Consider the following 26,038-nt stretch of genomic DNA (forward strand, 5'->3'; position numbering starts at 1 on the left):
AAGTTTATTGTAACATAAGGTGATTATGAAATGAAAAAGAACATCTTATAGAAATAAGATGTTCGCTTGTTATTCTTCTTTTTTTATTAAAATGGATAAAATAAGGTCGATGCCAAACATACCAACAAGTAACATTGGTATAACAACAAGCAAATAACGTGTGAAGGAATCATTTTTCAAGTATGTATGAGCAAATAAAAAGACGCCGAGAAATAAAATACCATTTAAAATAGGCTTTATTAATTTTTTAGACATAAGCTCCCCCGTAAATATCCCTTTTCTCTATTTAAAAATAAAAACTCCCCTCTCCGTTGTACCATGCCAGAGAGGGGAGTTCAATCGTTAACTTATTCAATTACACCAGAATTTGTAATATTTACGGTATATTTTACTTTAACAGGGACATCTTTGTACATTTTTTTCCACTCTTCTAATTTAAATGGGCGATAATGTTGCTTATATTTAGCTCCTAGCCCGAGAGGATCGACGCTTAAAGATTTAAACTGCTTAATTAATTTGGCAGCCTGTACATCTAATTGTTTTTGGACGGCTTTTTCAATTTTTTTTGTGTTCTTAGCATTTTCTAAGTTAATTTGTTTCGATAGTTCTTGAATACGGGCATCAAGCTTAACGTGAATGAAAAAAGAAGGTTTCCCGTTTTTTATTTTTATATCGTAAGTTGGAACAGAACGAATATTATTAATCATTACGTACGCGGAATCCGTTTTAAATTCATGTGAATCTAATCTATGTTTCTCTAACAGTCCTTTAAATATGAACATATCTCTTTCAGCGATTTTACCGATATATTTATCCTTTTTAAAAAGACCAATTCCGATGATTTTTATTTTATCGGCATGTTTCTTTAGAATCGGAATATAGTAATCTTGTCCTTCTTGATAATAACGGAATGCTCCTAAATGCAGGTTATCCTTTGGTAAAGGACCGGTTTCCATGTTATGTTCTAGCAATTTTTTTATATAGATTGCAACGTTGGATGAGGTTGTATACTTACCTTTTAAAAGTTCAAGACCATTACCTTCAAGTAAAGCAACATATAACGCATTTCCGATATTTACATCGCGGATTAATGTATCGAAGGCAGAAGCCATTCCTTTTTTTGCAATTCTTGTAGTAAATAGAGCAACTCGCATTTGCCCGCTAGCAAATGGTTGGGAAGATTCTAAAGATGTGTCTGCTTTTACTTGTTTTACCGCATTTGCCGTTCCTTCAAAAACTTGAACTTTATTTCCTTTTCGCTGAATGGGACAAACGAATGTCATTTTTACTTTATTATCCTTTGCTACATCGAAAACAGTTCCTTGAATAAGTTGTACATCATCGATAATATTTTTTTGTAAACATCCAGTTAGACTGAAGAGTGTTATACAAGAAATAAGTATTAATTTGCTTTTGATTTTTTCCATTTTCTTTTCACCCACACAATGATAAATAGGATTGGGATGTATACATAAATGAGCCAAAAACTAACTTTTGATGCATTACTAGTAAAATTATTAATATCGTGTCTGTTTGTTAAAAGTTGTGAAACAATGAGGGTGATAAGGAGAAAAGCGATTAGAACCCCTCTTTGTTTTACGCGAAATATTTCATGCGTTCCTCTTGTTGCCGCCCATAAGGGAAGGATAAAACTTGTAATAATAGTAAGCGCATAGCCTGAAATCGCAATATATTCCAGCCTTTCTATGAACGGTAATTGGATTACCTGGGTCATAGAAAGTTGTGACCATATCGTTTTTAATAATTGTTTCTCACTAAAAAATGTAAAGGCTAAAAGGGTACTAAATAAATATAGAAGATTTGAAAATAGTGCTCCGTATTGAGCGAATTTATGAGATTGCTTAGGTTTTTTTACAAATGGATAAATCATAAGATAAATTTCAAACCCTGTCATACTGTAGATTGACAGATTGGCGGCTTTTAAAATATCTGAAAAAGAATGTGTGAACACAGGTAGTAAATTAGACCAATGTGAGTATTTCAAAACGAATAGACTAAGAAATAAATATCCCAATGTACCGCCAACTGAGATGACGCAAATACCAGTAATGACACGAAATCCAGAAGAAATAATGTAATAGCTAACTAAGCATAAAAAGGTTGTTAACATCCAAGTTGACGCGGTAGGAAACATCCATACTTGAATAATTTCAACATATGTCCGAATGACGGAAATACTGACGATTAAAAAATAAGCCGCAAAGATGATATTAATGCCATTTCCTAGCCATTTTCCAAATGTTTGTCGCTGTAAATCAATTAAATTCCCGTTTGTTTCTTTTAATAAAAAATACATCATCCATATAAGAATATGGATAGCAATCCCGGTCAGAAGAACTCCCATCCAGCTATCATATCCAGCCGCTTTTGCAATGATGCGAGCAAACCCGAGAACTCCGGCACCAAACTGTGCACTGTGAATTAAGAAGAAAACAAAGATAGGGGATATTTGATATTTTTCTTGGACTTTACTCATCAATGCACCTCATTTCTTAATCGTCAAAATCGGATCTATGTTTTGTTGAAATCCCTTTTGCAGATTTTTTTACATGTTGTGGTCTCGCTTGTACATCTCTTGTATCAATCATCGTTAATGGAAAACGAATCCATGAATCTTTCATTGATTGTCGTCTAGTTGGATAAAAAAGTGCGTACGGTTTACGTAAAGAAGTTAGTCTAAAAAGATGGGTAAATAGAAAGATAAATCCAAGAGAGATACCAAATAGACCGCCTATTTCTGCAAACATGAGAAATGGAAAACGAAGCAAGCGAACGGCATTACCCATTTTGTAAATAGGTGTAATAAAGGAAGCCAGTGCTGATAATGCAACGATAATCAATAAAATATTACTCGTTAAACCAGCTTGTACAGATGCTTGTCCAATTACGATACCTCCTACAATACCGAGTGTTTGACCAACCTTCATCGGTAATCTCGCGCCAGCTTCTCTTAATAAATCGATGGCAAGTTCTAAGAAGAGCGCTTCAATTAAAGGCGGAAACGGTACTTGTGCCCTTGATAAAATTAACGTTTCCAATAAATCACTAGGAATTAATTCATAGTGATAGTTTAAAGTGGCAACATATAATGGTGTCGCACAAATTGAGAATAAAACAGCGATTAGCCGTAAAATTCTTGAAAATGTAGCGTATAGCCAAGAGACGTTATAGTCTTCTGGTGAAATGAAGAAATCGAAATATGATACAGGTGTTAGTAAAACACTTGGAGAACCATCAACAAAAATAGCGATTTTCCCATCAATAAGTGCTTTTGTAACTCTATCAGTGCGTTCTGTATTGATATAGAGAGGGAAAATTGACTTTTCCCCCATCAATTCTTGTATATAAGCACTATCATTAATTTGATCATATTCAAGAGCTCGTAATGATTCCTCTAGAAAATCTACATTTTCTTTCTCAGCTAGGTTATTTAAATACATCATAACGACTTTTGTTTTTGAGAACTCTCCGATAATCATCTCTTTTGTTTGGAGATCTAAAACAGGAAGGCGTTTTCGTACTAAATTAATGTTTGTATCAACATCTTCTACAAAACCTTCTTGAGGACCAATAACAGTCGATTCATTTAAAGGAGGAGTTGGTGCACGATAATTATCAATCGCAATATTCGCAAGCATACACTTTTGATCTTGCTGATTTAATTGAATAATTGCATGACCTTTTAAAACCATGTCCTCAATCTTTTGTAAATCGTTTGTAATTGTAATGCCGCTCATTGGAATATGTTCTTTTAATACTTCGAATGAAGTGTTAGGGTGTTCTAAAAGTGTTGGCATTAAATATTTTTGTAACTTCTCACCATCAAGTGAAGGACGATAGTAAGAAATCCAATAAGGCATCGTTTCATCGTCAGATGTATGGTAATTAACAAAATCACTAGACTGTTTTAGTTTCTCTATTAACTCTTGTAGAGAATGAATATGGTCTTTTTCTGGTTTCGTAAAATCATAAATACTATTACTTCCAGAGCTTTGTTGTTTATTTTGAGAAGAATCGTCTTGCTTAGCGATTTGCTGTTTATCTTGAGAAGAGTCATCGCGCTGAGCGTCTTGTTGTTTATCTTGAGAAGAATCGTCTTGTTTAGAGTTTTGTTGCTTACCTTGAGAAGAGTTGTCCTGTTTAGAGTTTTGTTGCTTATCTTGAGAAGAGTCGTCTTGTTTAGAATTTTGTTGCTTATCTTGAGAAGAGTCGTCTTGTTTAGCGATTTGCTGTTTATTTTGAGAAGAACCATCTTGCTTAGAATGTTGCTGTTTGTCTTGAGAAGAGTCGTCTTGCTGAGCGTTTTGTTGTTTATCTTGAGAAGAACCATCTTGCTTAGAATGTTGCTGTTTGTCTTGAGATGAGTCGTTTTGCTGAGCGTTTTGTTGTTTATCTTGAGAAGAATCGTCTTGCTGAGCGTTTTGTTGTTTGTTTTGAGAAGAATCATCCTGTTTAGAGTTTTGTTGCCTATCTTGAGAAGAGTTGTCTTGTTTAGAATTTTGTTTTTTATCCTGAGAAGAATCTTTGTGGCTCTCTTTTTTTTGCTCTTCATTGCTATTTTTATTATGTTTCATACTTCTAGTCTGTTCTTTGTTATCATCATCTTGATTATTAGGTTGCTGCTCCCGGTTATCTGTTTCGTTTGTTTCTGTTGTATTTGATTTTTTTTTCTTACGTAACCAATTCCAAATCATATGTACGCCCTCTTTAATCTTGTAATATAGTGCTATTTTGTGGTTAATTTTGTATATTATTCATTTATTTATGAAAAGAAGAAGGAGATTGGTTTGCATAGAAAAAATCCTTTAGTAAAGAGTTCATACTATGATGGGAAGAAGGCGAGTCTGTGCAAATTGTAAAAAAGGGGAAGTTTGTTTTAAACGAGTTTACGTTTGAAAATGGTAGGGAAATTCCTGTTCAAATGGGGTATGAGACGTATGGCACTTTAAATGGAGAAAGATCAAACGCGATTTTGGTTTGCCATTATTTTAGTGCAACAAGTCACGCGGCAGGAAAATATACAGCGCATGATGAGAATCCTGGTTGGTGGGATGGACTAATCGGACCGGGAAAAGCAATTGATACAAATAAGTATTTCGTTATATGTACAGATAATCTTTGTAATGTGCAAGTGAAGAATCCGTATGTGATTACAACGGGACCGAAGTCGATTAATCGAGAAACAGGGGATGAATATGCTATGGATTTCCCTGTGTTTACATTTCTTGATGTAGCTCGTATGCAATATGAGTTAATAAAAGATATGGGAATCTCGAGATTACACGCTGTAATGGGACCGTCGGCGGGTGGAATGATTGCGCAGCAATGGGCTGTGCACTATCCTCATATGGTAGAGCGGATGATTGGCGTTATTACGAACCCACAAAATCCAATTATCACGTCAGTAAATGTAGCGCAAAATGCGATTGAAGCAATTCAACTGGACCCGAGTTGGAAAGGTGGTAAATATGGAGAAGTGCAGCCAATGAAGGGGCTTCATTTAGCGAATAGAATGATGTTTATGAATGCGTTTGACGAACATTTTTATGAAACGGCATTCTCACGTAATAGTATAGAAATGGAACCTTATCAAGAGTTTTCTGCATTAACATCATTTGAGAAAGAGATAAATAAAGTGACATATAGAAGTATAGAGTTAGTAGATGCAAATTCATGGATGTATACTGCGAAAGCAGTCTTATTACATGATATTGCGCACGGATTTTCTTCTTTAGCAGAGGCTCTTTCTCGGATAGAAGCGAATGTACTCATGATTCCGTGTAAACAAGATTTACTTCAGCCGTCTCGTTACAATTATAAAATGGTAGATATTTTGCAAAAACAAGGGAAGTATGCGGAAGTGTATGAAATAGAAAGTATAAATGGACATATGGCAGGAGCGTTAGATATTCATTTATTTGAAAAGAAAGTTTATGAATTTTTGAATCGGAAAGTATCTAGTTTTGTTTAGGGAATAAATGATGTGGAAAAGGTGCGATGTTCGTAGTAGGCACCTTTTTTTACATGATCTGCAGACGGAAAATATATGTAGCGATTGCTATACCGAAGAACGCTATACTAAGCAATAGAAATAAGAATGACATTTCTTGTGGCGATTTTATCTTTTTATTATTTTTCATACTAAGAGCAATAACTGCAAAAGCTAAGAAAATGATGCCCGTAATGAAAAGAAAAAGTGTCATTTTAACTGGCTCCTTTCATAAAACAAGTATATTGAGGATACAATGTGCTAGTTATGTTTGTAAAGAATAAGTTTTGCGAGAAAATTGAGAAATAAAATTTCCATTCTTTGCGTTCCTTCTTTCGCATGCTAAAATTAATTAGAAACGGTTGTTTAAAGAAGAAGCTAATGGTTTTATTGTATATAAGGAGGAATGACATATGACAGAAGTTAACACGATTACTACAGAAGAAGTGCAAGAGCGTTTAGAAAATGGAGAAACGTTATTTTTAGTAGATGTACGCGAAGATGAGGAAGTAGCGGCAGGAAAGATTCCAGAAGCTGTACATATTAAAATGGGTGATATCCCACATAAAGTAGATTTCTTTGATAAAGAGAATGAGTATATTTTTATTTGCCGTTCAGGAATGCGCAGTGAAAATGTATGCCATTATTTAAATGAGCAAGGATTTAAAACAGTGAACATGGTTGGCGGTATGCTTCAATATGAAGGTGAAACGAAATAGTTAATGCTTAAAAACTTGAAACGAGTCTGTTTCAAGTTTTTTTCTTTTGCATACAGTATAAAAAAGGGGGAGGGGTAAATGGGAATTAATTTGCGTAAAGTGAAAATTATTAACAATACAGGAGCTGTTAATGTTGGCGACTGTTATGATATCTCACCTTTAGCGGTGGCGAAAATATATGCGGGTGCTGGAGGATCAAGTGCGGCTGTTTTTTTAAATGGGAAACGGCAGCCTGAACCTACAATTAGAACATCAGTGTTTTTACCACCATTAGCAACGAGTACACGTACATTAGGAGCGTAAAGGAAAGGTAGAGTGTAAATATGCCTGCGCGTATAAAAGAGTTTATTATTGTAAATAATACTGGGAATATATTTACGGGTGATAATTTGAGTGATACTTCATTTACTGCTTCGAAATCGTATAGTGGTTCAATGGGATGCACTTGGATTGATGTTGTTACAGTAATAGGAACGGAGACGAAGCTTTGTTTACAGCCGGGAGATTCTGTGACGACAACATATACACGAGGCACTCCTGCTGGTACTGTAACAGGAACAAATACAGGGCAAGGTACAAATGTATCGGGTATAGCGCAAGCTGTCCCTAATACAGATAATATGGATTCAATTGCTGGACTCCCTTAAGGAATTAAGGGGGTTTTTATTATTTGAAATAAAAATAGTCTTTGAGATTGTTTTTGTAAATAGATATTAAGAAGAAGAGGTTTGTTTAATGTAAAAAAGATGGTATGTAGGCGGTGAAAGTGTGAAAGAGCGCGATAAACAAAATTCATTAAACTCTAATTTCAGAATTTCACCAAATCTTATTGGACCTACCTTTCCTCCCGTTCCAACGGGATTTACTGGCATTGGGATTACAGGCCCAACAGGACCTCAAGGTGTGCAAGGAATTCAAGGACCGGCGGACCAATAGGTGCAACAGAACCAGAAGGACAGCAGGGCCTGGGGGATTGAGGGGACCAGTTGGAGATACAGGAGCAACAGGTATGCAGGGTGTGCAAGGGATTCAAGGTCCGGTTGGCCCAACAGGAGCGACTGGAGCGCAAGGTATACAGGGTATACAGGGATTACAAGGATCGATTGGAGCGACTGGACCTGAGGGGCCTCAAGGAATTCAAGGGGTGCAAGGGGTACCGGGAGTAACTGGTCCACAAGGGATACAAGGAGCACAAGGGATACAAGGCCCACAAGGACCAAGTGGAAGTACAGGAGAAACAGGAGCAACTGGTCAGGGGATAACGGGCCCATCTGGAGGGCCTCCTGGTCCGACGGGGCCAACAGGTGCGACTGGGCCAGGAGGTGGGCCGAGTGGAAGTACAGGAGCAACGGGAAATACTGGTCCGACGGGAGTAACAGGTGAACAAGGAATCCAAGGTGTTCAGGGGATTCAAGGGATAACGGGAGCAACAGGTGATCAAGGCCCACAAGGAATACAGGGGGCTATAGGACCTCAAGGTGCGACAGGAGCAACAGGCGATCAAGGTCCACAAGGGATACAAGGAGTAGCAGGTCCATCAGGAGCAACGGGATTACAAGGAGTTCAAGGAATTCAAGGTCCGATGGGTGAGATAGGACCGACAGGCCCAGAAGGCCCGCAAGGAATCCAAGGGATACAAGGACCAGTAGGTGCAACGGGTTCAGAGGGTCCGCAAGGGATCCAGGGAATTCAAGGGCCAGTAGGTGCAACAGGCCCAGAAGGCCCGCAAGGAATACAGGGATTACAAGGAATCCAAGGGGTAACGGGAGCGACCGGAGCACAAGGTCCGCAAGGCGTTCAAGGAATTCAGGGAAACATAGGTGCAACAGGTCCAGAAGGCCCGCAAGGTGTTCAAGGTACTCAAGGGGAAATAGGCCCAACAGGTCCAACAGGTGCAACTGGAACGACCGGAGTTAGTACCACTGCAACGTATGCATTTGCGAATAACACGTCAGGAAGTAGTATAGGAGCTGCTGCAAATGTTAATTTACCGAATAACCAAAATATGGGTCCAGGAATAACTGTTAGTGGTGGAAATACTATATTTACAGTTGCGAATGCAGGGAATTATTATATAGCCTATACAATCAATTTAACACTTGCTGTAATTGTTGGTTCACGTATAACTGTAAATGGGATCCAGCTCGCTGGAACGGTAAATTCTGCGGTAGCTAATGTGAGTTCATTGAATGCGACAATTATTACTAATTTGCCTGCTGGAGCTGCTGTTAGCTTGCAATTATCCGGATTAGTTGGGGTTACATTATCTACAACAACACCTGGGGCTACTCTAACTATTATTAGATTAAGTTAATAAGCAGAAAACCTTGGAACTTTTATGTTTCAAGGTTTTTTATCCCTCTATTTGCGGGCAGTAAGACCCCTACCTCAAAATTCAGCGAAAGCAAAGAAGTTAGGTGGGAGCCCTGCTGCCCGTAAACGTCCGATTGGTGAGGGCTGACAATCAGTGGGGGATGAACAAAATCCCCACTGAATAAAGTTTCACTTTATTCACGTGAGCAAAAACATCGCAGTTCGAAAATATATTATAATAGAATGAAAAGAGAAAAAATTGGCAGAAAGGGAGGGTGGCGATGCAGGAGAAGGTTAAAGATTTTTTTGGACGCCCACTTCAAGATTTACGCATCTCTGTCATTGATCGTTGCAATTTTAGATGTACATATTGTATGCCGGCGGAAGTATTTGGACCTGATTATGCTTTTTTAAAAGATGAGTTTTTACTGACGTTTGATGAAATTGAGCGTTTGGCAAAAGTATTTGTTAGCATCGGTGTACGAAAAATTAGACTTACTGGTGGTGAGCCACTGCTCCGTAAAGATGTAACAAAACTTATTGCACGTCTCGTGAAAATTAACGGTTTAGTAGATATAGGGTTAACGACAAATGCGATTCATTTAACGAAACAAGCAAAGGCATTGAAAGAAGCTGGATTACATAGAGTAAATGTTAGTTTAGATGCAATAGATGATGATGTATTTAGGGTCATTAATGGCCGGAATATTAATACGAAACCTGTGATCAAGGGAATTATGGCTGCAAAAGCGGCAGGGCTTGAAGTGAAAGTAAATATGGTTGTGAAAAAAGGGATGAACGATCATCAAGTACTTCCGATGGCTAAGTATTTTAAAGAACAAGGAATTTCACTTAGATTTATTGAGTTTATGGATGTTGGTAGTACGAATGGGTGGGATTTTGATCAAGTAGTTACAAAGCGGGAATTAATCGAGATGATTCATAGGGTGTATCCACTTGAGCCAGCTGAAGCGCATTATTTCGGTGAAGTTGCGAAACGATATCGGTATGTTGGAACAAATGTTGAAGTTGGTTTTATTACTTCAGTCTCTGAGTCATTTTGTTCGTCTTGTACGAGAGCAAGAATTTCGGCAGATGGAAAGTTTTATACCTGCCTATTTGCGACAGAAGGATTGGATATAAGGAAACTTCTTAGAGGAAATCTTTCGGATGAAGAGTTATTAAGCGTTATACAAGATGTATGGATGAATAGAAAAGATAGATATTCAGATGAACGGACAGAAGAAAGTGCAAACAATCGTCCAAAAATTGAAATGTCTTATATAGGAGGATAAGGAAGGGGGCTATCGTATGCAGGAGCGATATTCAAGACAAATATTATTTCCTGGTGTTGGAGAAGAAGGGCAGCGAAAAATAAGAGAGAAACATGTGCTTATTATCGGCGCTGGTGCCCTCGGTGCGGCGAATGCAGAAGCGATTGTTAGAGCAGGTGTTGGAAAAATAACGATTGCTGATCGTGATTATGTAGAATGGAGCAATTTACAAAGGCAACAATTATATACAGAAGAAGATGCAAAGCAGTATAAACCGAAGGCTATAGCAGCAGCAGAACATTTAAAAGCAATTAATTCTGAGGTGGAAATGAATCCGGTTGTGACTGATGTAACAGTGCAAGAAATGGAAGAGCTAGTGCATGATGTAGATTTAATATTAGACGCGACAGATAATTTTGAAACGCGTCTTCTTATTAATGATATTTCGCAAAAGTATAATATTCCATGGATATATGGTGGTTGTGTCGGAAGCTACGGAGTAACATATACAATTTTACCAGGGAAAACGCCGTGTTTCCGCTGTTTAATGGAGCATCCGGCGAGTGGAGCAACATGTGATACAGCCGGTATTATACAGCCAGCTGTACAATTAGTAGTGGCCCATCAAATAACGGAAGCGTTGAAAATATTAGTAGAAGATTTTGGGGCGCTTCGTGAAACGATGTTATCGTTTGATCTTTGGAATAACCAACAGATGGCATTTAAAGTGAATAGGCAGAAAAAAGATACGTGTTTATCTTGCGGCAGGTTACGTACATATCCGAGTTTAACATTTGAAGCACAAACGAAAACGGAGGTTTTATGTGGGCGGAATACAGTACAAATTCGTCCAGGTGTGCGGAAAGATTTTAATTTAGAAGAAATTAAAAAGCGCTTACAAAGAAGTGTAGAGGTAAAGGCAACACCTTATTTATTATCATTTCCGGTAGAAGAATATCGCTTTGTTCTATTTACAGATGGTAGGGCGTTTATTCATGGAACAAATGATATGAATGTAGCGAAAAGTTTATATGCAAGATATATAGGTTGAACCTAAAGGAAACCCTTTAGGTTCAACGGAGAGCGGATTACGAATTTCTCGTATAATCTCCACTTTTTCCGCCTGTTTTTTCAAATAAGTATGTTTCGCCAATAATCATACCTTTATCAACAGCTTTACACATATCATACACAGTAAGAGCAGTAGCAGAAGCAGCTGTTAAAGCTTCCATTTCAACACCAGTGCTACCTTCTGTTTTAACTTTTACTTCAATAAGTAGTCGATATTGTTCTTCTGATTGTTTCCAATCGAAAGAAACGTCAACACCTTTTAATAATAAAGGATGGCACATTGGGATAATATCAGAAGTGCGTTTCGCAGCCATAATACCTGCGATTTGTGCAACTGCTAATACGTCACCTTTTCCAATTTCATTATGAGAGATCTTATTGTAAATTTCTTTTGTAACGACGATGCTAGAGCACGCAATCGCTGTTCGAACGGTTGCCTTTTTCTCGCTTATATCAACCATCTTCGCGCGTCCTTGGTCATTAAAGTGTGTGAATGAAGACATGGAATTCCTCCTTGAAGTAATTGCTATTTAATATATAAAGTTTAATCGAGATAAAAAAAATTGCAAATATGAGGTGAGAAATGATGGTAGAAAAAAGAATTCCAATTCAAGTTGCTGAGGCAGTAGAACGAGTAATGAAATATGCGAAGCATGGTGAAGTAGAAGAAGTTTCTATTACGGAAAGTTACGGGAGAATTCTTGGGGAAGATGTTGTTTCAGATCATGACGTTCCTCATTTTGATCGTTCTCCTTACGATGGTTTTGCAATTCGAGCAGAAGATACGAAAGAAGCAAGTCAGGAGAATCCAGTTGAATTTGAAGTAATAGGGGAAATCGGGGCGGGGTCTGTTTTTTTAGAAGAAGTAGGATCTTTTAAAGCGGTTCGTATTATGACAGGAGCGGCTATTCCAGAGGGGTGCGATGCAGTTGTAATGCTAGAGCTGACGGAAGGGTCCGAGAAGAACGGAAGTACATATATGAAGTTAAAGCGTCCTTTTAATAGTGGTGACAATGTGTCATTCAAAGGAGAAGATATAAAACAAAATCAAGTTCTTGTTAAGAAAGGTGTTGCAATCAATCCTGGTGTTGCCGCCCTATTAGCTACGTTTGGATATAGTACGGTGAAAGTTGTAAAACAGCCTGTTGTTGGTATTGTAACGACAGGAAGTGAATTATTAGAAGTACATGAGCCGCTAGAGGCAGGAAAAATTAGAAATAGTAACTCTTATATGATAGCCGCTCAAATTATGAAATCTGGCGGGAAAGTTAGTTATTATGGCCAACTTGCTGATGAGTTAGATGCATGCTTTACAGCTGTTCAATCCGCGATGGATGAGGTTGATATTTTAATTACAACGGGTGGTGTGTCGGTAGGAGATTATGACTATTTACCGGCTATTTATGAAAGGTTACAGGCGAATGTACTCTTTAATAAAATAGCGATGAGACCAGGAAGTGTAACGACAGTAGCTGAAGTTGATGGAAAGTTGCTTTTCGGTTTGTCAGGGAATCCATCCGCTTGTTACGTAGGATTTGAATTATTTGTGCATCCAATTATAAAAACGTATTTGTATGCGAAGGAGCCCCATGTATATAGAGCTGATGCTATTTTACAAAAAGATTTTCCGAAGCCAAATCCGTTTACTCGTTTTGTAAGAGCAAACGTAACGATTGTAGATGGGGGATTACAAGCGATGCCGGTCGGTTTAGATAAATCGAGTGCGGTATCTTCACTCGCGGATGCGAATGCTTTTATTGTGTTGCCTGGAGGAACGAGAGGATTTGAGGCAGGGATGAAAGTGTCTGTATTATTGTTAGAGCACGCCGAGGGATGTGATTGGCCATGGGCAAAGCCCCTTCAATCTTACAAATAGTAGGGTATCAAAATAGCGGGAAAACAACACTTGTAGAGAAAGTTGTGCATGCATTAGCAGAAAGTGAAATGAAGGTTGCTACAATTAAACATCACGGGCACGGAGGTTTTCCGGAAGTAGCACAAAAAGATAGTGAAAGACACCGTAAAGCTGGTGCTGTCGTAAGTAGTGTAGAAGGTGCTGGATTACTTTCGCTTTCTTCATTAAGAGAGGAATGGTCTTTACAAGAAATTATTCGCTTATATGAGTTTTTTGAAGTGGATACGATTTTAATAGAGGGCTATAAAAAAGAGAACTACCCGAAAGTAGTGTTACTTCGTTCTGCGGAAGACGCTGAACTTTTACATAAAGTAGAAAATGTAGTCGCGGTTATTACGTGGCATGATGTTTCGATAAAATTAAGAGAAGAATATAAAGTATTTCATATAACAGAAGAAGATTTTTATATAGACTGGTTTGTACAAACGGTTAGGAGTGCAAAATGAAAAAGACGTATGAAGTCATTGATACAGAAATCTCGATTGAAGAGGTAGCGAAGAAGGTAATTCGCCGTGAATGCGGTGCCGTTACAACATTTATTGGAACGGTTAGGGAGTTTACGAAAGGGCGCCGTACATTATACTTAGAGTACGTGGCATATAAGACGATGGCAGAAAAGATGCTAGAGAAAATTTGCTCAGAAGTGAAAGAGAAATGGCCAGGTACACACGTTGCAATTACACATCGCATCGGTACATTGCAAATTTCTGATATCGCGGTTGTTGTTGCTGTTTCAACACCGCACCGTAAAGCGGCTTATGAAGCGAATGAATATATTATGGAACGCATAAAACAAATTGTTCCGATTTGGAAAAAGGAGTTTTGGGAAGATGGTGATTCGTGGATTGGTGACCAATTAGAAAAAACACCATATCCGGCGGGAGAGCCTGGGAAGGAGCTATAAATATGATTCGAGTATTGTTATTTGCGCACTTGCAAGAAGAAGCAGGAACAAGTGAATTACAAATAGAGAAAGAAAATATTACGGTTGCAGAGTTAAAAGAGATTGTTGCCACAGAATATAATGTACCGGTGTCAGCACCAATTATGGTTGCAATTAATGAAGAATACGCAAATGAAGATGACACGATCCAATCTGGTGATGTTGTTGCACTCATACCACCAGTGAGCGGTGGTTAATATTGGATTTATTAAAACGACTTTCCTGAATAGGGGAAGTCGTTTTTTTATGGCATTTTTGAGAACACTAATTTATAGAACAAGGAGGGCGTTATGAAAAAACTATGTGTAATGATGATAATGATATGTTCTATCTTTTTCTTTTCTCCAAGTTATTCGTGGGCAAAAGAGTCGAAGGAGCAGCTGTTAGAGAGTGCGTTATTGAATCGGTATTACTCCGTTATAAGGCAAGCGACAGAAGATCAATATGAATGTGACTCAGTTATAAATATAAAGCGTCTGGGCAAAAAAGATGAGTTCGTTCCTAGATTTGAAGTGACGATACAATTTCTTACTTTTCAAGGTGCACACAATCCGCCGAATGACAAAGTTACACTTACTTTGGAAGATAATTTAGATCACATAAAGATAAAGGATGTGGAACGAGAAAAAAATGTTTCTAGTGTGATTGCAGAAAAGGTGTGCGCACGAGCGAAGGAAAAAATGAAAGCACATTCTAATGGTGTAGAGCGGTAACTTATACCCGAAACGTTAGCAGGGTAATAGAAAAGGACAAAGAGTTTTATCTCTTTGTCCTTTTTTTACAAAAAAAAATAGCGGCCAGCTATTTTAAAATTAATGATTAATTGTATCTTGAAGTAATTCTGTTGCTTGATTTTCAGAAACATTTTGCACGAGAGCAACTTCGCTAATCATCATTTTACGCGCATTATCTAGCATTTGTTTTTCGCTCGCATTTAATGCTCTTTCTTTATTGCGACGAAGTAAATCACGAACAACTTCTGCGCTATCTTGAAGATTGCCGTTCTTCATTTTTTCCATATTCATTGTATATCTTTGTTTCCAAGAGAGTGAGGGATCGGATTCCCCATGATGAAATTCAAGAAGTATACCATCTAACGTACCTTTATCGACGATATAACGTATACCTGATTTTTGTAATTGATCCATCGGAAGCATTACTTGCATATCTTTATTAAGGATGCGTATCACACAATATTGACGAGTAGTACCTAATATTTCTTTCTCTTCAATTGCTTCGATGATTCCTGCACCGTGCATTGGATAAACGATTTTATCACCAATTTGAAACAAATCATCCACCTCCATATGTGGTAACCATTTTTAATGATAACATACTTTGGTAAAAATATCAAATTTTATATAATATCATATCTGATACATCGTAGTCAATATGTAAAAGTTATTTTTTTAGATGTTTTTTTGCCTGTATATGTGGAATAAAAAGGGGAGATTTTTTTAGAAAAATAGTACAGGCGAAAAAATAAGGCATATCCACTTATTTTTTAGCATAAAATGTAAAATCGCTAATACAATATACCTAAATCCGTTCTTTGCAAAGGAGGGAGAGAAGGTGGGGCGCACAATAAAAATTGATATTACAAATAAAGTGGTAGCTAAATTTAGACCAGATTATTTGGAATTATATACGAGTAAATTTATGATAGGTAAGTTTTATGTCTATACTGAAGGTAAACAATATGTGTTAGAAGACGGATATATATATGAGAATGGAAAGTTTTATCGCATCATAGATACGCACCGTGGCAATAATCAAGCGGCGGAGGGCTGCGATCTAGGATGGTGTTAACATGATTCGTGTGAAAGTGTTTGATGAAAGTCACGAAAAAGATTTAGAAGACGCAGTAAATGTATTTTTAAAAAAGATTGATGATAGTAAATTTGTAGATATTAAGTATCAAGTTGGTGTTTCAATTAACGATGATGAAAACCAAATTTATTGTTTTTCAGCAATGATTGTTTATAAAGCATAAAAAAGAGCTGGGTGAGCCAGCTCTTTTTTATATTTTATGTTGGGACAACATGTGTCGGTAATACGTTCATAATAGATTGGGCTGTGTCTAATTTTCTTGACGTTAAAAGCCGTTCTTCTGCTTCATGCTTTTGAGCATCAGTGCACATACCGAGGTGATAACGATCACCTAAAAATGGATCAATATAAAAACCGTTTTTGAATACTTTACCCCGCAGTAAGACTCCCACCTCAAAATTCGGCGCATACGAGGAAGTTAGGTGGGAGACAACTGCCCGTAAAAGCCCGATTGGTGAGGGCTAATAATCAGTGGGGGATGGACAAAACCCCCACTGATTAAAGTTTCACTTTATCATTCGGATGTTTTTCATGGTGAATGTCAGAACAGTTAATGCAATAGAACATAGCTTTCATCCCGATACGATAAACTTAACTAAATCTATACAATTCAATCAAATTTACACAAGTTAGTGCTTCTTCGTGTTCTCGCAACCCCGAAGGGACGAGGGGTATAACACTCCACACGAGGCAGTATCGTTACCTCCTATTATCAAGCATTTATTTTACCCATCTTGATAAATTTATCGCAGCATTTAAATCCCTATCGTGATGGCTATTGCACCCAACACAGTCCCATTCACGAATCTTTAAACTCCACTGTCCTTCTGGTTGAACTGAATGGTCGTATTTTACTCCGCAACATGAGCAAATCTTGCTTGAGGCGAACCATTTATCAGCTTTTACATACTCAATGCCATACTTCTCGCACTTGTATGATAAACATTGAAAGAAGAAGTTTAATTTTTGAAATGAAAATGCTTTCGATAGTTTTTTGTTTTTTAACAGGTTTGAGATAGGTAAGTCTTCCACAACAATCCTCATTGGTTTGGTTTTCACCAATTTAGCTGTTGCTTGATGGATATGGTTATTTCGGATATTCGTAATTTCCCTAGATAACCGCAGGTGCTCAGTTTTAGCTTTTTCATATCCGGCAGATTGAATTTTTACACCTTTTTTAAATCTCCTAGACATATCTCTTTGCGCTGACTTTTTCCTTTTCAAAAGTTTTTTAACCTTGGCATCTTTGTTTATATTTCGTTCTTTCGTACCATTAGAAGCCACAAACAGCTCTTTTAAACCAACATCCACACCAATCGACTCATCGGTTAATTCTTGCGCTTCAAAGGATTCTTCGAACCCTACACTAATCCACCAGTGACGACCATCAAAGGTAACTCTTGGATTTGATGTTTTTTTGTTTCTTGGTAGTTGTTGACTTGTTTTCACTTCTCCAATGGACTGAATATGAACTACTTTCTTTCCTATAATCAGTCTTTCATAATTGGCATAAAATCCTTGGATTAAATCTTTTTTGGATTTATAAGAAGTGTGATAACCATTTTTGTACTTTTCGAACGAATGTTTCCTCGCCTTGTCAAAATCTTTTGAAGCCTGTTTTGGAACTTGTGCATTGATGTCATTTAACCACTTATATCTCTTTCGCTTCTTGATCTTTGTAAATCGTTTCTGTAAATCTAACTGTGAAACAGATTTTCCAAATAGCTTATAGTATCTATCACTCATTCTTTTACAATAGTTATAAGCGAATCTTGCAGCACCAGCATGGTTTCTAAGCACTTTTTCTTGTTCAGACGTTGGAATCAGTCTGACTTTCTTCGCCAATATCATCAGAAGTCAACTCCTTAATCATCTGATTGATTTTTTCAGCTTTCGCAACATTCACGCTCACCATTTCTAGCCACGTTGTAGTTCGATCAGCTTTAGGGATTGCCCGCAGTTAACCCGCCCTACTAGCCAATCACTTGACTAGCAAGGCTTACTAATATATTTAATTAACTTTGGTTATAATTAGTTAAATATATCGTAACAGTTAGTTACCCTTTTGCAACATAACTCATATCTCCGACCGACTCGACTGTATATGTTCCATCTTGATATACAATTTTCGTTACACTAGCATTTTCTACTCCAAGTTTTGTTTTACTACTGTCTATCATTTCTATTAACGCAGTTATCAAAAGCCCATGAACGACAACTAAAACGTTGCCTCCACCATTTTCAGCAGCTTCTTCACTAATTTTATCAATCTCTGTTTTTATACGAGTAGAAAATAATTCCCAATCTTCCGCCTGTTTCGTAGGATCTGCTGCTCTAATAAGGTCAATCACTTCTTGAATAGAAAACTTCATAAGTTCTTCTGGTGATGCAACGCCTGCAGCTTTTCCAATCACATCCCACATATTTTCAAGTTTTTCACCTTCAAAAATACCGAAATTTAATTCTCGTAAATCTTTTCTTTTCTCAAGTTTCAATTTTGACTGCTCACTATATTTTAATACTAAATTAGCAGTTTCAATCGAGCGACCGCTATCACTACTATACGCATTCGTAAAATGAATATCTTTTAATCCCATTCCTAAATTTGTGGCAACTTCCACACCTTTTTCTACTAACGGAGAGTCTGCCCAACCTTGCGCACGATGATTCGTATTTAATATTGTTTTACCGTGTCTTGTAACATATAACGTAACTACTTTCCCATTATTTCCATTCAATATATTACTATCAATTTTTTGCTTCTTCATATTATTCTCTCCCCTTAGATTTCTATATCTATTTTAACATTTTAATTACCATTTGAACAAAAACTAAGGATAGTCCTACGTTAAGCTAAGTGCAAGCAGCTCAAATTATGCTATATTATTCAAAAACCTTCCAAATGCATCATTTATTATGAAGGTTTTTTCCTTTTTCAGGAGAATATGTAATACAAAAATCCTTCTACAATATATTATAAATCTAGACAAACTAATGCTGGTTGGTCACAATTCTTTTTAACTTCAAAACCTTGTTAACTAGAAATGGAGGGATCCAATTTGAAATGTACCAGTTGTTCCACCCCTCTCTCCTTCAAAAAACTAGTAATATTAACGAAAAAAATATGTACTCTATCGTATGTCCAAATTGTAAAACTACATTATATGCAAAAACTTCTTCCATTCTCTTATTTTTCACGATTCTCATCTTTGTTATATTTATTTTAGGTTCATTACACGTTAGTTCATTCCTTAAAGGTGGATTGATTATATTTTGGATATGTACAGCTTACCTTCTAATTCAGCCACTCGTTTTCAAATATACAATTCATAAATAAAATGAATTCCTACTTTTACGAACCAAAAAGAAAGCTAGATTATCTCTAGCTTCCTTTTCTTATCCAGAAAACGCACTTGAATACTGAACAATCCCTTCTACACCTTCAAGAGCATTCTCCCTTAATTCCATCGCCATAAACACTTCATCTGGTACTTCAAATGGCGCTTTTATATTCCATTCACTTGCTTTCTTAAAACCAAATTTCGGGTAGTATTCTGGATGCCCTAATACAACAACCGATCCGTATCCAAGTTCTTTCGCCCTTTCTAAAGCAGCTGCGATTAGTTTTCCGCCAATCCCTTTCTTCTGATGACCCCTAGCAACTGAAACTGGCGCAAGCGCTAATGAATCTACAGAAGTTCCATCTTGTTCTATCGTAATTTTAGATAACAGAATGTGACCAACTATTTCCTCATCTATCGCAACGATAGATAACGCTGGAACAAATGCATCACATTCTCTAATACGTTTTACAAGTTCGTGTTCTTTTTTATCACTAAATTCTTCATGTAAAAATGCTTGTTGTACAACTTCTTCTGTTTTTCTATAATCGTTTTTTTGTTCTTGTCTAATTGTTACCATTTTAACTTACCCTCTATTCTTTCTCATTTCTTTTTGAATTTTACGGAGTGCTTTTTTCGATCCGCGCTCTATATCGTGTTGCATTTTTCTTTCTTTATAATCGACAAATAGTGTACTTAAATCGTACCCTTCTGGATATAATTCCTTCGCCGCTACCTCTAATGTAATACGTTTTACATTCACTTCAATAAATTCACCGTTATAATATACAACGACATTATAGAAATTATCTTTTTCCTTATAAATGATACCAAAATCATCATAATCCAATAAATTCACACGGTCGCCGATTTTGTACTCATAATGAGATTCTCTTTTTTCTTGCACAAATTTCGGTTTTCTAATTTTACTTTCATTCACTTTTTCTAGAGCGTACTCTTTATTTCCCATATACTCTTTCGCTCGTTTCAGTACATGCGCTTTTACGTTCATTTTATTCGCAATCCAAAGTGCATTACTTTCTCCTGATTTACCTATTACTAATTTATAAAGCGGTTCTAACGTCTCACTATTAAATTGCATCGCTGCATTCATAAAGTCATCATGCATTTCTGAGAATCGCTTTATTTCACCGTAATGCGTACTCGCAATTGTAATACATCCCGCTAGGTACAACTCTTCTAAAATAGAAATCGCAAGTGCTGCACCTTCATTTGGTTCTGTACCGCTTCCTATTTCATCAAATAATAGAAGCGTATTATTATTTGACATTCTCATAATCTCGGATAGATTTTTCATATGAGATGAGAATGTACTTAGTGCATTTTCGATACTTTGATTATCACCAATATCTACAAATACATTTTCGAAAATAGCGATTTCCGTTTCTTTATCTCCAGTAATATGAAGGCCTGACATTGTCGCTAATGTTAGTAATCCAATTGTTTTTAGCACAATTGTTTTACCACCTGCATTCGGCCCTGTAATAATTAAGCTACGGTACTCTTGACCGATGTCAAAGTTTAACGGTACAACTTCCCCTGTTAAAAGCGGGTGCTTACAATTCACTAAATGAATGTAGCCATGATCGTTTAACTTCGGTTCTATTCCATCGATTGATTTACTAAACTTCGCTTTCGCAAATACCATATCATACTGGCTAATAAGTTCCATATTAATTTTTATATGATAAATATTTTCTACTACCATTCCTGATAACGTCGCTAAAATTTGATACTCTTCCATCGCTTCTTCTGCTTTCAAGCTTGCGAGTTCCACATTTAACTTCGTAACCGTATGCGGTTCTATAAATACAGTAGAGCCTTTTGCCGAGGCTTCGACAATACTTCCCGCAACTTGATTCTTATAGGATGATTTAATTGGAATCGTATAGCGATCATCCTTTTTACTAATAAAGAATTCCTGAATATATTTCTTATTTGCACTACTATTTAAAAACTTCGTTAAACGTTCTTTTATTTTTCCATCTACAGAATCGATGTTATTACGAATTCGCTTTAACTCTTTACTAGCAGCTGCATCAATGCTATTTCCTTTAATTGAAAAGTTAATTTCCTCTTCAATACTTTTATATTCAGTCATTGAATTTGCGTAGGAAGCTAATACTGGTGCAAAAAATTCTTTATCTAACATAAACTTTTTAATCTTTCTACATCCACGTAAAAAGTCTGAAACACTTACTAATTCTTCTGGATCTAAAATCATCCCTTTTTCTAATTTTTGAATTGTGCTAGCGATATTAGAAATTCCGAAGAAAGGCACATGCCCTTCTGCATCTAATATTGCTCGTGCTTCTGTCGTTTCATTTAAGCGATTTCTCACTACTTTTATACTCGTACTCGGCTCTAATTTATTTAATAATTCTTTTCCTAGTCCACTTACACAATAAGATTTCACTATTTCCTTTAATTCGTTATATTGTAACTTTTCAAAAGTCATCGTATTCATTTTGTTTCTCCTCACTATGATTAATTTCTATCATTAATGAAGATACCTACTCATTAGATTCCAATGAGCTCTACATTATTTAATTACCATTTTTATACATTAAAAATATATACAAAAAAGCTGCGGGGATACCGCAGCTTTTACATTTACAAGGCATGTGTAATAACATATGAGGAAATAAGCCATAAAAACAGATGGCAGTCCCCTTATTACACGCTTTATAAAGTATTGTAGGTATCTTCATAGGTATCGAAATAAATCCATGACAAATTTAGGGGTATGATGTACATAAAAATCCCCTGATCTTATCTGATTTATTTCATTAAATTTTTCCTATTTAGTACCTACCGCACTCACAAAAAGCACCTCTCATTAATTTATATTATAGTCATTGAAATCTAATTTACTGAAATCATCATACTATATGTTTTGTAAGAAGTAAAGGTGTCAGACTATTGTCCTTCACACCTGAGGAAGGATAATTTTTTCACCTATTAAGCTGTAAAATTTTCATATAATCAGCCTTTTTCTCAAGGGTCTTTTTTGCATCTTCAGCCGTTAATATATAATCTACTGCAATATTTTGTAATACATCCTTATTAGCACCTGGAAACTGAATCGTTATATCTTCCACGCTACTCTTATTATCTTCAAGTGTTTTATTAAATTCCTGAATACTTCTTGCAACTTCCGCTAATGTTTCCATATGTGAAGGATTATTTACATCTAAAACAGTATTACTTCTAAAAACTGCCGTATAGTACTGCTTCAAATTTTTCTTCGCTATTTCTTTCTCAGCATTCTTATCGGAAACATTATCCCCCGTCTGTATTTGATCGAAAGCAAGTATCGTATTATTCTCTTTTTCTTCATAATATGTATTGAATCTTTCTTGTAAATCATTCGCTTCTTTTTTTATTTTATAGTTATCATTATTTACTTTTGGAGAGATTTGTCCATCGAAATAAAGCTGAAATTGCAAATGCGGTTCATCTACTTGTTGCACAGAAGCTATCCGCCTCTTTGGGCCGAGGAAATCCTTTCCATTATCCAGTGTTTCAACTTGATTTAGTTTAACAGAAATACCATACTCCGATTTTGTATAACTTTGTGCTTTTTGTTCAATTTCTTCATCCGATACATCACATGATGTTAATAGTAATAAACTAAACATCATGCTATATTTCATTTTTGTTTTTTTCATATTGTCTCTCCTCTTTACTTCATATATATAAATGCCCTGATAGATTCACGACGTTTATAAAAAAGACGAGAAGTTTTGAATAAAGCTGCACTCTTCTAATCTCTTACATTATCTTGTAGCATAACTTCAAATATTTCACAAGTACTTCAACATAGTTTTAATTTCACATCTTACTCAAGATTGTTTACAATTTATCTATAAAAGCATGCCGGAGGGATTACTATGACAGACTTTCAAAAACAATTTTTCGCACGATTACACATACATGAACAAGAAACGGTTTCATTTGAAGATTTACCTAACATTATGTATGCAATGGCACAAACTGTTCCATTTGAAAACTTAAATGTTCTCGAAAAGAACTTTACAGAAATATCAAAAGAAAATCTGAAAGAAAAAATTTTAATAAACAACCGCGGCGGTCTTTGTTATGAACTAAACCCGACTATGTATTACTTCCTTAAAGATTCTGGATTCAATGTTCATCTCGTTTCAGGAACAGTTTATAACGCTGCAAACTCTCTATGGGCTGTCGACTCTGGACATATCGCAACAGTTTTAAAACACCATAATGAACTTTATTTAATTGAAGTTGGATTCGGATCATACTTACCTCTTGCACCTGTCCCTTTCTCAGGTGAAGTCATTCACTCCGTAACAGGAGATTATCGTATTCGCAAAGAAACAACTGAAAAAGGTAATTACATTTTAGAAATGCGTAAAAACAATGAGTTTCTCGATCAATCTTCTGCTGATGATTGGACGTTAGGCTATGCATTTTATATTGAAGAAGTAGATGAAGAGAAAGCAAATGCAGCACAAAAAATTATCGTTGAACATGAGAGCTCACCATTTAACAAAGCACCTCTTATTGTAAAACTTACTGAAGATGGTCATGCCTCTTTAACGAAAGATAGTCTTACCGCTACAAAAAATGGTGAAAAAATAAAAGAAACAGTTACAGAAGAACAATATGTAAACCTATTACATTCAAAATTCGGCATTACACTCTAATTTTTAAGCCTTGCTTACAGCAGGGATTTTTTGCAATTTGTTGTATTTCATAGTTATATAGAAATATAACTACATGTTTAGAAAGGAAATGATTATGACAGAACTTAAAAATCGATTAAACGTACCTGATAGTGAAAAATGGAATCTAACAGATATTTACGATACGATTGATGATTGGGAAAATGACTATAAAAAAATAGAAAAGTTAACAAGTGAACTAAAAGAATTTAACGGAAGTATTCATAATGGAAATCGTTTACTAGCTTATTTAACAAAGAGCGAAGAAATATCAAGCATATTATCATTAATGTTTGCTTATGCACGATTACAATCTGACCTTGATACGCGCGATACGGACTCTCAATCCCTTGTTGATAGAGCATCACAATTACATGTGAAAGTAAGTGCAGCGAAATCATTCTTCTCTCCATTCTTACTTAGTATAGATGAAAACACATTACATTCTTACATAGAAGAAACAGAGGGCTTACAATATTATAAAGAAGATTTATTTGAGTTATACCGCTACAAAAAACACGTATTGAATAAAGACCAAGAAGAAATTTTATCACAAATGGGTGAAGCACTCTCCTCTCCGCAGCACACATTTGGCATGTTAAATAATGCAGATATAATTTTTGGTGAAGTGACGACTGATGATGGAAAGAAAGTGCCTTTAACACGTGGTATGTATGCAAAATTAATAGAAGATGAGAATCGTGAGAAACGTAAAGAAGCTTATAAAGCGTATTACAAACCATATGTTCAATTAAAGAATTCTATCGCTTCTACTTTATCCGCTGCAATTAAAAATAACGTTACTGTGTCAAAGCTAAGAAAGTATCCATCCGCTTTAGAGAAATCATTATTTGGCGATATGGTTCCGAAAGAAGTATATGAAAATTTAATTGATACGACGAAGAAAAACATTCAATCTTTACATACATACAATGAACTTCGAAAAGAAAAATTAAATGTAGATGAACTAAGACAATACGACTTAGGCGTCGATTTAGTACAAGGTGTAAAACAAGACATTCCATACGATGAAGCGTTTGATATCATGCTTGCATCTCTAGCTCCTTTAGGAGAAGAGTATATTGAAACATTAAAAAGCTTTAAAGATAAACGATATATAGATGTAAGAGAAACACCAGGAAAACGTTCTGGCGCTTATAACTTTGGTGTATACGGCGTTCACCCTTTCATTCTTTTAAATCATCATGATGATTTAAATAGCCTTTTCACCCTTACTCACGAATGCGGTCACGGTATGCATACACATTATTCACACGGTTATCAACCAAGAATTTCTGCACACTATTCCATTTTCGTCGCAGAAGTTGCTTCTACAGTAAATGAAGTGTTATTAATCCATTATTTATTAAAAGAAGCGAAAGAAACGAACGTGCGTAATCATTTAATTAACTACTTTATCGATAGCTTTAAAGGTACTTTCTTTACACAAATCATGTTTGCAGAATTTGAAAAAATCACACACGAAATGGCTGAGCAAGGTAAACCATTAAATGCACAAGTCTTCAGTGAAATTTATGAAAACCTATTTAGAGAATATAACGGTGATTCACTTGTATTTGATGAAGAAGTAAAATACGGATGGTCTAGAATCCCTCATTTCTATCGTCCATTTTACGTATACAAATACGCAACTGGATTTGCCTCTGCCATTCAAATCGCTGATAAATTATTAAGCGGCGATCCGAATGCTCAGAAAAACTATATTGAATTCCTTAAAGGTGGAAGTTCTGATTACCCACTAAACCTACTGAAAAAAGCTGGTGTTGATTTAACTACACCAGAACCAATTGAAAGTGCATTAAATCGCTTTAGTGAACTTGTTGAAGAGTTTTCAGCATTATAAAAAGCATGCAGAGTATATGCTCTGCATGCTTTTT

28 protein-coding genes and 3 pseudogenes are annotated in these 26,038 nt (G+C 36.1%); 17 read left to right on the top strand and 14 right to left on the bottom strand.

The genetic code is table 11. The features are described 5' to 3' along the window. Positions 1 to 69 precede the first annotated feature (69 nt). The 4 genes from MR065_RS02830 to MR065_RS02845 form a co-directional block, all read right to left on the bottom strand. Positions 70 to 255, bottom strand: a complete 186-nt coding sequence (locus MR065_RS02830) for a hypothetical protein (protein ID WP_242212409.1) — start codon at positions 253 to 255, stop codon at positions 70 to 72. Between the two features lie 92 nt (positions 256 to 347). Beyond that, entirely contained in the window at positions 348 to 1,427 is a 1,080-nt protein-coding gene (locus MR065_RS02835; RefSeq protein ID WP_242212411.1) for a Ger(x)C family spore germination protein, read from the bottom strand. Continuing rightward, on the bottom strand, positions 1,403 to 2,497 hold the full coding sequence (locus tag MR065_RS02840; protein ID WP_242212412.1) for a spore germination protein: 1,095 nt from the start codon (positions 2,495 to 2,497) through the stop codon (positions 1,403 to 1,405). Before MR065_RS02840 ends, MR065_RS02835 begins: the two co-directional genes overlap by 25 nt. Before the next feature lie 16 nt (positions 2,498 to 2,513). Continuing rightward, the gene (locus MR065_RS02845; RefSeq protein ID WP_242212414.1) at positions 2,514 to 4,715 is read right to left on the bottom strand and encodes a spore germination protein; all 2,202 of its coding nucleotides are present in this window, start codon (positions 4,713 to 4,715) and stop codon (positions 2,514 to 2,516) included. 152 nt (positions 4,716 to 4,867) lie between these two features. Here MR065_RS02845 and MR065_RS02850 point away from each other — a divergent pair, with 152 nt between their 5' ends. Next, complete coding sequence (locus MR065_RS02850) at positions 4,868 to 5,992, top strand: homoserine O-acetyltransferase family protein (protein WP_242212415.1); 1,125 nt, start codon at positions 4,868 to 4,870, stop codon at positions 5,990 to 5,992. A 49-nt stretch (positions 5,993 to 6,041) separates the two neighbouring features. Here the strand turns inward: MR065_RS02850 and MR065_RS02855 are convergent, their stop codons facing one another. Next, the gene (locus MR065_RS02855; protein ID WP_242212416.1) at positions 6,042 to 6,224 is read right to left on the bottom strand and encodes a hypothetical protein; all 183 of its coding nucleotides are present in this window, start codon (positions 6,222 to 6,224) and stop codon (positions 6,042 to 6,044) included. A 199-nt stretch (positions 6,225 to 6,423) separates the two neighbouring features. Between MR065_RS02855 and MR065_RS02860 the strand changes: the two genes are divergently transcribed. The 7 genes and pseudogenes from MR065_RS02860 (at position 6,424) to MR065_RS02885 (ending at position 11,367) form a co-directional block, all read left to right on the top strand. Beyond that, positions 6,424 to 6,729: a rhodanese-like domain-containing protein gene (locus tag MR065_RS02860; RefSeq protein WP_097904662.1), complete on the top strand. Its 306-nt coding sequence runs from the start codon at positions 6,424 to 6,426 to the stop codon at positions 6,727 to 6,729. A gap of 78 nt (positions 6,730 to 6,807) precedes the next feature. After that, the gene (locus tag MR065_RS02865) at positions 6,808 to 7,032 is read left to right on the top strand and encodes a spore germination protein (protein WP_242212417.1); all 225 of its coding nucleotides are present in this window, start codon (positions 6,808 to 6,810) and stop codon (positions 7,030 to 7,032) included. A 20-nt stretch (positions 7,033 to 7,052) separates the two neighbouring features. Beyond that, a complete protein-coding gene (locus MR065_RS02870; RefSeq protein ID WP_242212418.1) occupies positions 7,053 to 7,376 on the top strand; it encodes a hypothetical protein in 324 nt (107 codons plus the stop codon). 121 nt (positions 7,377 to 7,497) lie between these two features. Continuing rightward, positions 7,498 to 8,644, top strand: a pseudogene (locus tag MR065_RS02875) (exosporium leader peptide-containing protein); the annotation flags it as partial. A gap of 30 nt (positions 8,645 to 8,674) precedes the next feature. Then, positions 8,675 to 9,043, top strand: a pseudogene (locus MR065_RS27875) (BclA C-terminal domain-containing protein); the annotation flags it as partial. Positions 9,044 to 9,323: 280 nt separating this feature from the next. Continuing rightward, a complete protein-coding gene (gene moaA / locus MR065_RS02880; RefSeq protein ID WP_242212419.1) occupies positions 9,324 to 10,337 on the top strand; it encodes a GTP 3',8-cyclase MoaA in 1,014 nt (337 codons plus the stop codon). Positions 10,338 to 10,353: 16 nt separating this feature from the next. Next, a complete protein-coding gene (locus MR065_RS02885) occupies positions 10,354 to 11,367 on the top strand; it encodes a molybdopterin-synthase adenylyltransferase MoeB (protein WP_097904659.1) in 1,014 nt (337 codons plus the stop codon). A gap of 37 nt (positions 11,368 to 11,404) precedes the next feature. Here the strand turns inward: MR065_RS02885 and moaC are convergent, their stop codons facing one another. Further along, complete coding sequence (moaC, locus tag MR065_RS02890; protein WP_242212420.1) at positions 11,405 to 11,890, bottom strand: cyclic pyranopterin monophosphate synthase MoaC; 486 nt, start codon at positions 11,888 to 11,890, stop codon at positions 11,405 to 11,407. Positions 11,891 to 11,973: 83 nt separating this feature from the next. Here moaC and MR065_RS02895 point away from each other — a divergent pair, with 83 nt between their 5' ends. The 5 genes from MR065_RS02895 (at position 11,974) to MR065_RS02915 (ending at position 14,958) form a co-directional block, all read left to right on the top strand. Next, on the top strand, positions 11,974 to 13,263 hold the full coding sequence (locus MR065_RS02895; protein WP_242212421.1) for a molybdopterin molybdotransferase MoeA: 1,290 nt from the start codon (positions 11,974 to 11,976) through the stop codon (positions 13,261 to 13,263). After that, positions 13,233 to 13,748: a molybdopterin-guanine dinucleotide biosynthesis protein B gene (mobB, locus tag MR065_RS02900; RefSeq protein WP_313895147.1), complete on the top strand. Its 516-nt coding sequence runs from the start codon at positions 13,233 to 13,235 to the stop codon at positions 13,746 to 13,748. The genes MR065_RS02895 and mobB overlap by 31 nt, the downstream gene beginning before the upstream one ends. After that, positions 13,745 to 14,206, top strand: coding sequence for a molybdopterin synthase catalytic subunit MoaE (gene moaE / locus MR065_RS02905; RefSeq protein ID WP_242212424.1), 462 nt, complete (start codon positions 13,745 to 13,747; stop codon positions 14,204 to 14,206). Before mobB ends, moaE begins: the two co-directional genes overlap by 4 nt. Positions 14,207 to 14,208: 2 nt before the next feature. Next, a complete protein-coding gene (gene moaD, locus MR065_RS02910; protein WP_242212425.1) occupies positions 14,209 to 14,442 on the top strand; it encodes a molybdopterin converting factor subunit 1 in 234 nt (77 codons plus the stop codon). 93 nt (positions 14,443 to 14,535) lie between these two features. Continuing rightward, a complete protein-coding gene (locus tag MR065_RS02915) occupies positions 14,536 to 14,958 on the top strand; it encodes a DUF3888 domain-containing protein (RefSeq protein ID WP_242212427.1) in 423 nt (140 codons plus the stop codon). Between the two features lie 99 nt (positions 14,959 to 15,057). Here the strand turns inward: MR065_RS02915 and MR065_RS02920 are convergent, their stop codons facing one another. After that, positions 15,058 to 15,552, bottom strand: a complete 495-nt coding sequence (locus MR065_RS02920; RefSeq protein WP_097904652.1) for a CarD family transcriptional regulator — start codon at positions 15,550 to 15,552, stop codon at positions 15,058 to 15,060. Positions 15,553 to 15,817: 265 nt separating this feature from the next. Between MR065_RS02920 and MR065_RS02925 the strand changes: the two genes are divergently transcribed. Together MR065_RS02925 and MR065_RS02930 are read left to right on the top strand one after the other, a co-directional pair. After that, a complete protein-coding gene (locus MR065_RS02925) occupies positions 15,818 to 16,054 on the top strand; it encodes a DUF2553 family protein (RefSeq protein ID WP_000533802.1) in 237 nt (78 codons plus the stop codon). 1 nt (position 16,055) lies between these two features. Beyond that, positions 16,056 to 16,238 (top strand): sporulation protein Cse60, encoded by a 183-nt coding sequence (locus MR065_RS02930; protein ID WP_000621750.1) that lies wholly within the window; start codon positions 16,056 to 16,058, stop codon positions 16,236 to 16,238. Between the two features lie 34 nt (positions 16,239 to 16,272). Here the strand turns inward: MR065_RS02930 and MR065_RS02935 are convergent, their stop codons facing one another. The 7 genes and pseudogenes from MR065_RS02935 to MR065_RS02965 all read right to left on the bottom strand — a co-directional run bounded on the left by MR065_RS02935 (position 16,273) and on the right by MR065_RS02965 (position 23,108). Further along, on the bottom strand, positions 16,273 to 16,467 hold the full coding sequence (locus MR065_RS02935; protein ID WP_242212429.1) for a DUF3973 domain-containing protein: 195 nt from the start codon (positions 16,465 to 16,467) through the stop codon (positions 16,273 to 16,275). A gap of 115 nt (positions 16,468 to 16,582) precedes the next feature. After that, positions 16,583 to 16,651, bottom strand: a pseudogene (locus tag MR065_RS02940) (DUF3973 domain-containing protein); the annotation flags it as partial. Positions 16,652 to 16,795: 144 nt separating this feature from the next. Next, positions 16,796 to 17,926, bottom strand: a complete 1,131-nt coding sequence (locus MR065_RS02945) for an RNA-guided endonuclease InsQ/TnpB family protein (RefSeq protein ID WP_242212430.1) — start codon at positions 17,924 to 17,926, stop codon at positions 16,796 to 16,798. A 206-nt stretch (positions 17,927 to 18,132) separates the two neighbouring features. Beyond that, the gene (locus tag MR065_RS02950) at positions 18,133 to 18,843 is read right to left on the bottom strand and encodes a histidine phosphatase family protein (RefSeq protein WP_242212432.1); all 711 of its coding nucleotides are present in this window, start codon (positions 18,841 to 18,843) and stop codon (positions 18,133 to 18,135) included. A 628-nt stretch (positions 18,844 to 19,471) separates the two neighbouring features. Continuing rightward, complete coding sequence (locus MR065_RS02955; protein ID WP_242212433.1) at positions 19,472 to 19,996, bottom strand: GNAT family N-acetyltransferase; 525 nt, start codon at positions 19,994 to 19,996, stop codon at positions 19,472 to 19,474. Positions 19,997 to 20,002: 6 nt separating this feature from the next. Next, entirely contained in the window at positions 20,003 to 21,904 is a 1,902-nt protein-coding gene (locus tag MR065_RS02960; protein ID WP_242212434.1) for an endonuclease MutS2, read from the bottom strand. Between the two features lie 487 nt (positions 21,905 to 22,391). Further along, entirely contained in the window at positions 22,392 to 23,108 is a 717-nt protein-coding gene (locus MR065_RS02965; protein ID WP_242212435.1) for a hypothetical protein, read from the bottom strand. 222 nt (positions 23,109 to 23,330) lie between these two features. Between MR065_RS02965 and MR065_RS02970 the strand changes: the two genes are divergently transcribed. Together MR065_RS02970 and pepF are read left to right on the top strand one after the other, a co-directional pair. After that, a complete protein-coding gene (locus MR065_RS02970) occupies positions 23,331 to 24,122 on the top strand; it encodes an arylamine N-acetyltransferase family protein (protein ID WP_242212436.1) in 792 nt (263 codons plus the stop codon). A gap of 94 nt (positions 24,123 to 24,216) precedes the next feature. Then, the gene (gene pepF / locus MR065_RS02975) at positions 24,217 to 26,004 is read left to right on the top strand and encodes an oligoendopeptidase F (RefSeq protein WP_242212438.1); all 1,788 of its coding nucleotides are present in this window, start codon (positions 24,217 to 24,219) and stop codon (positions 26,002 to 26,004) included. Positions 26,005 to 26,038: the final 34 nt, after the last annotated feature.

The organism is Bacillus cereus group sp. BfR-BA-01383 (assembly GCF_022663495.1).
Taxonomy (GTDB): Bacteria; Bacillota; Bacilli; order Bacillales; family Bacillaceae_G; genus Bacillus_A; species Bacillus_A cereus_AU.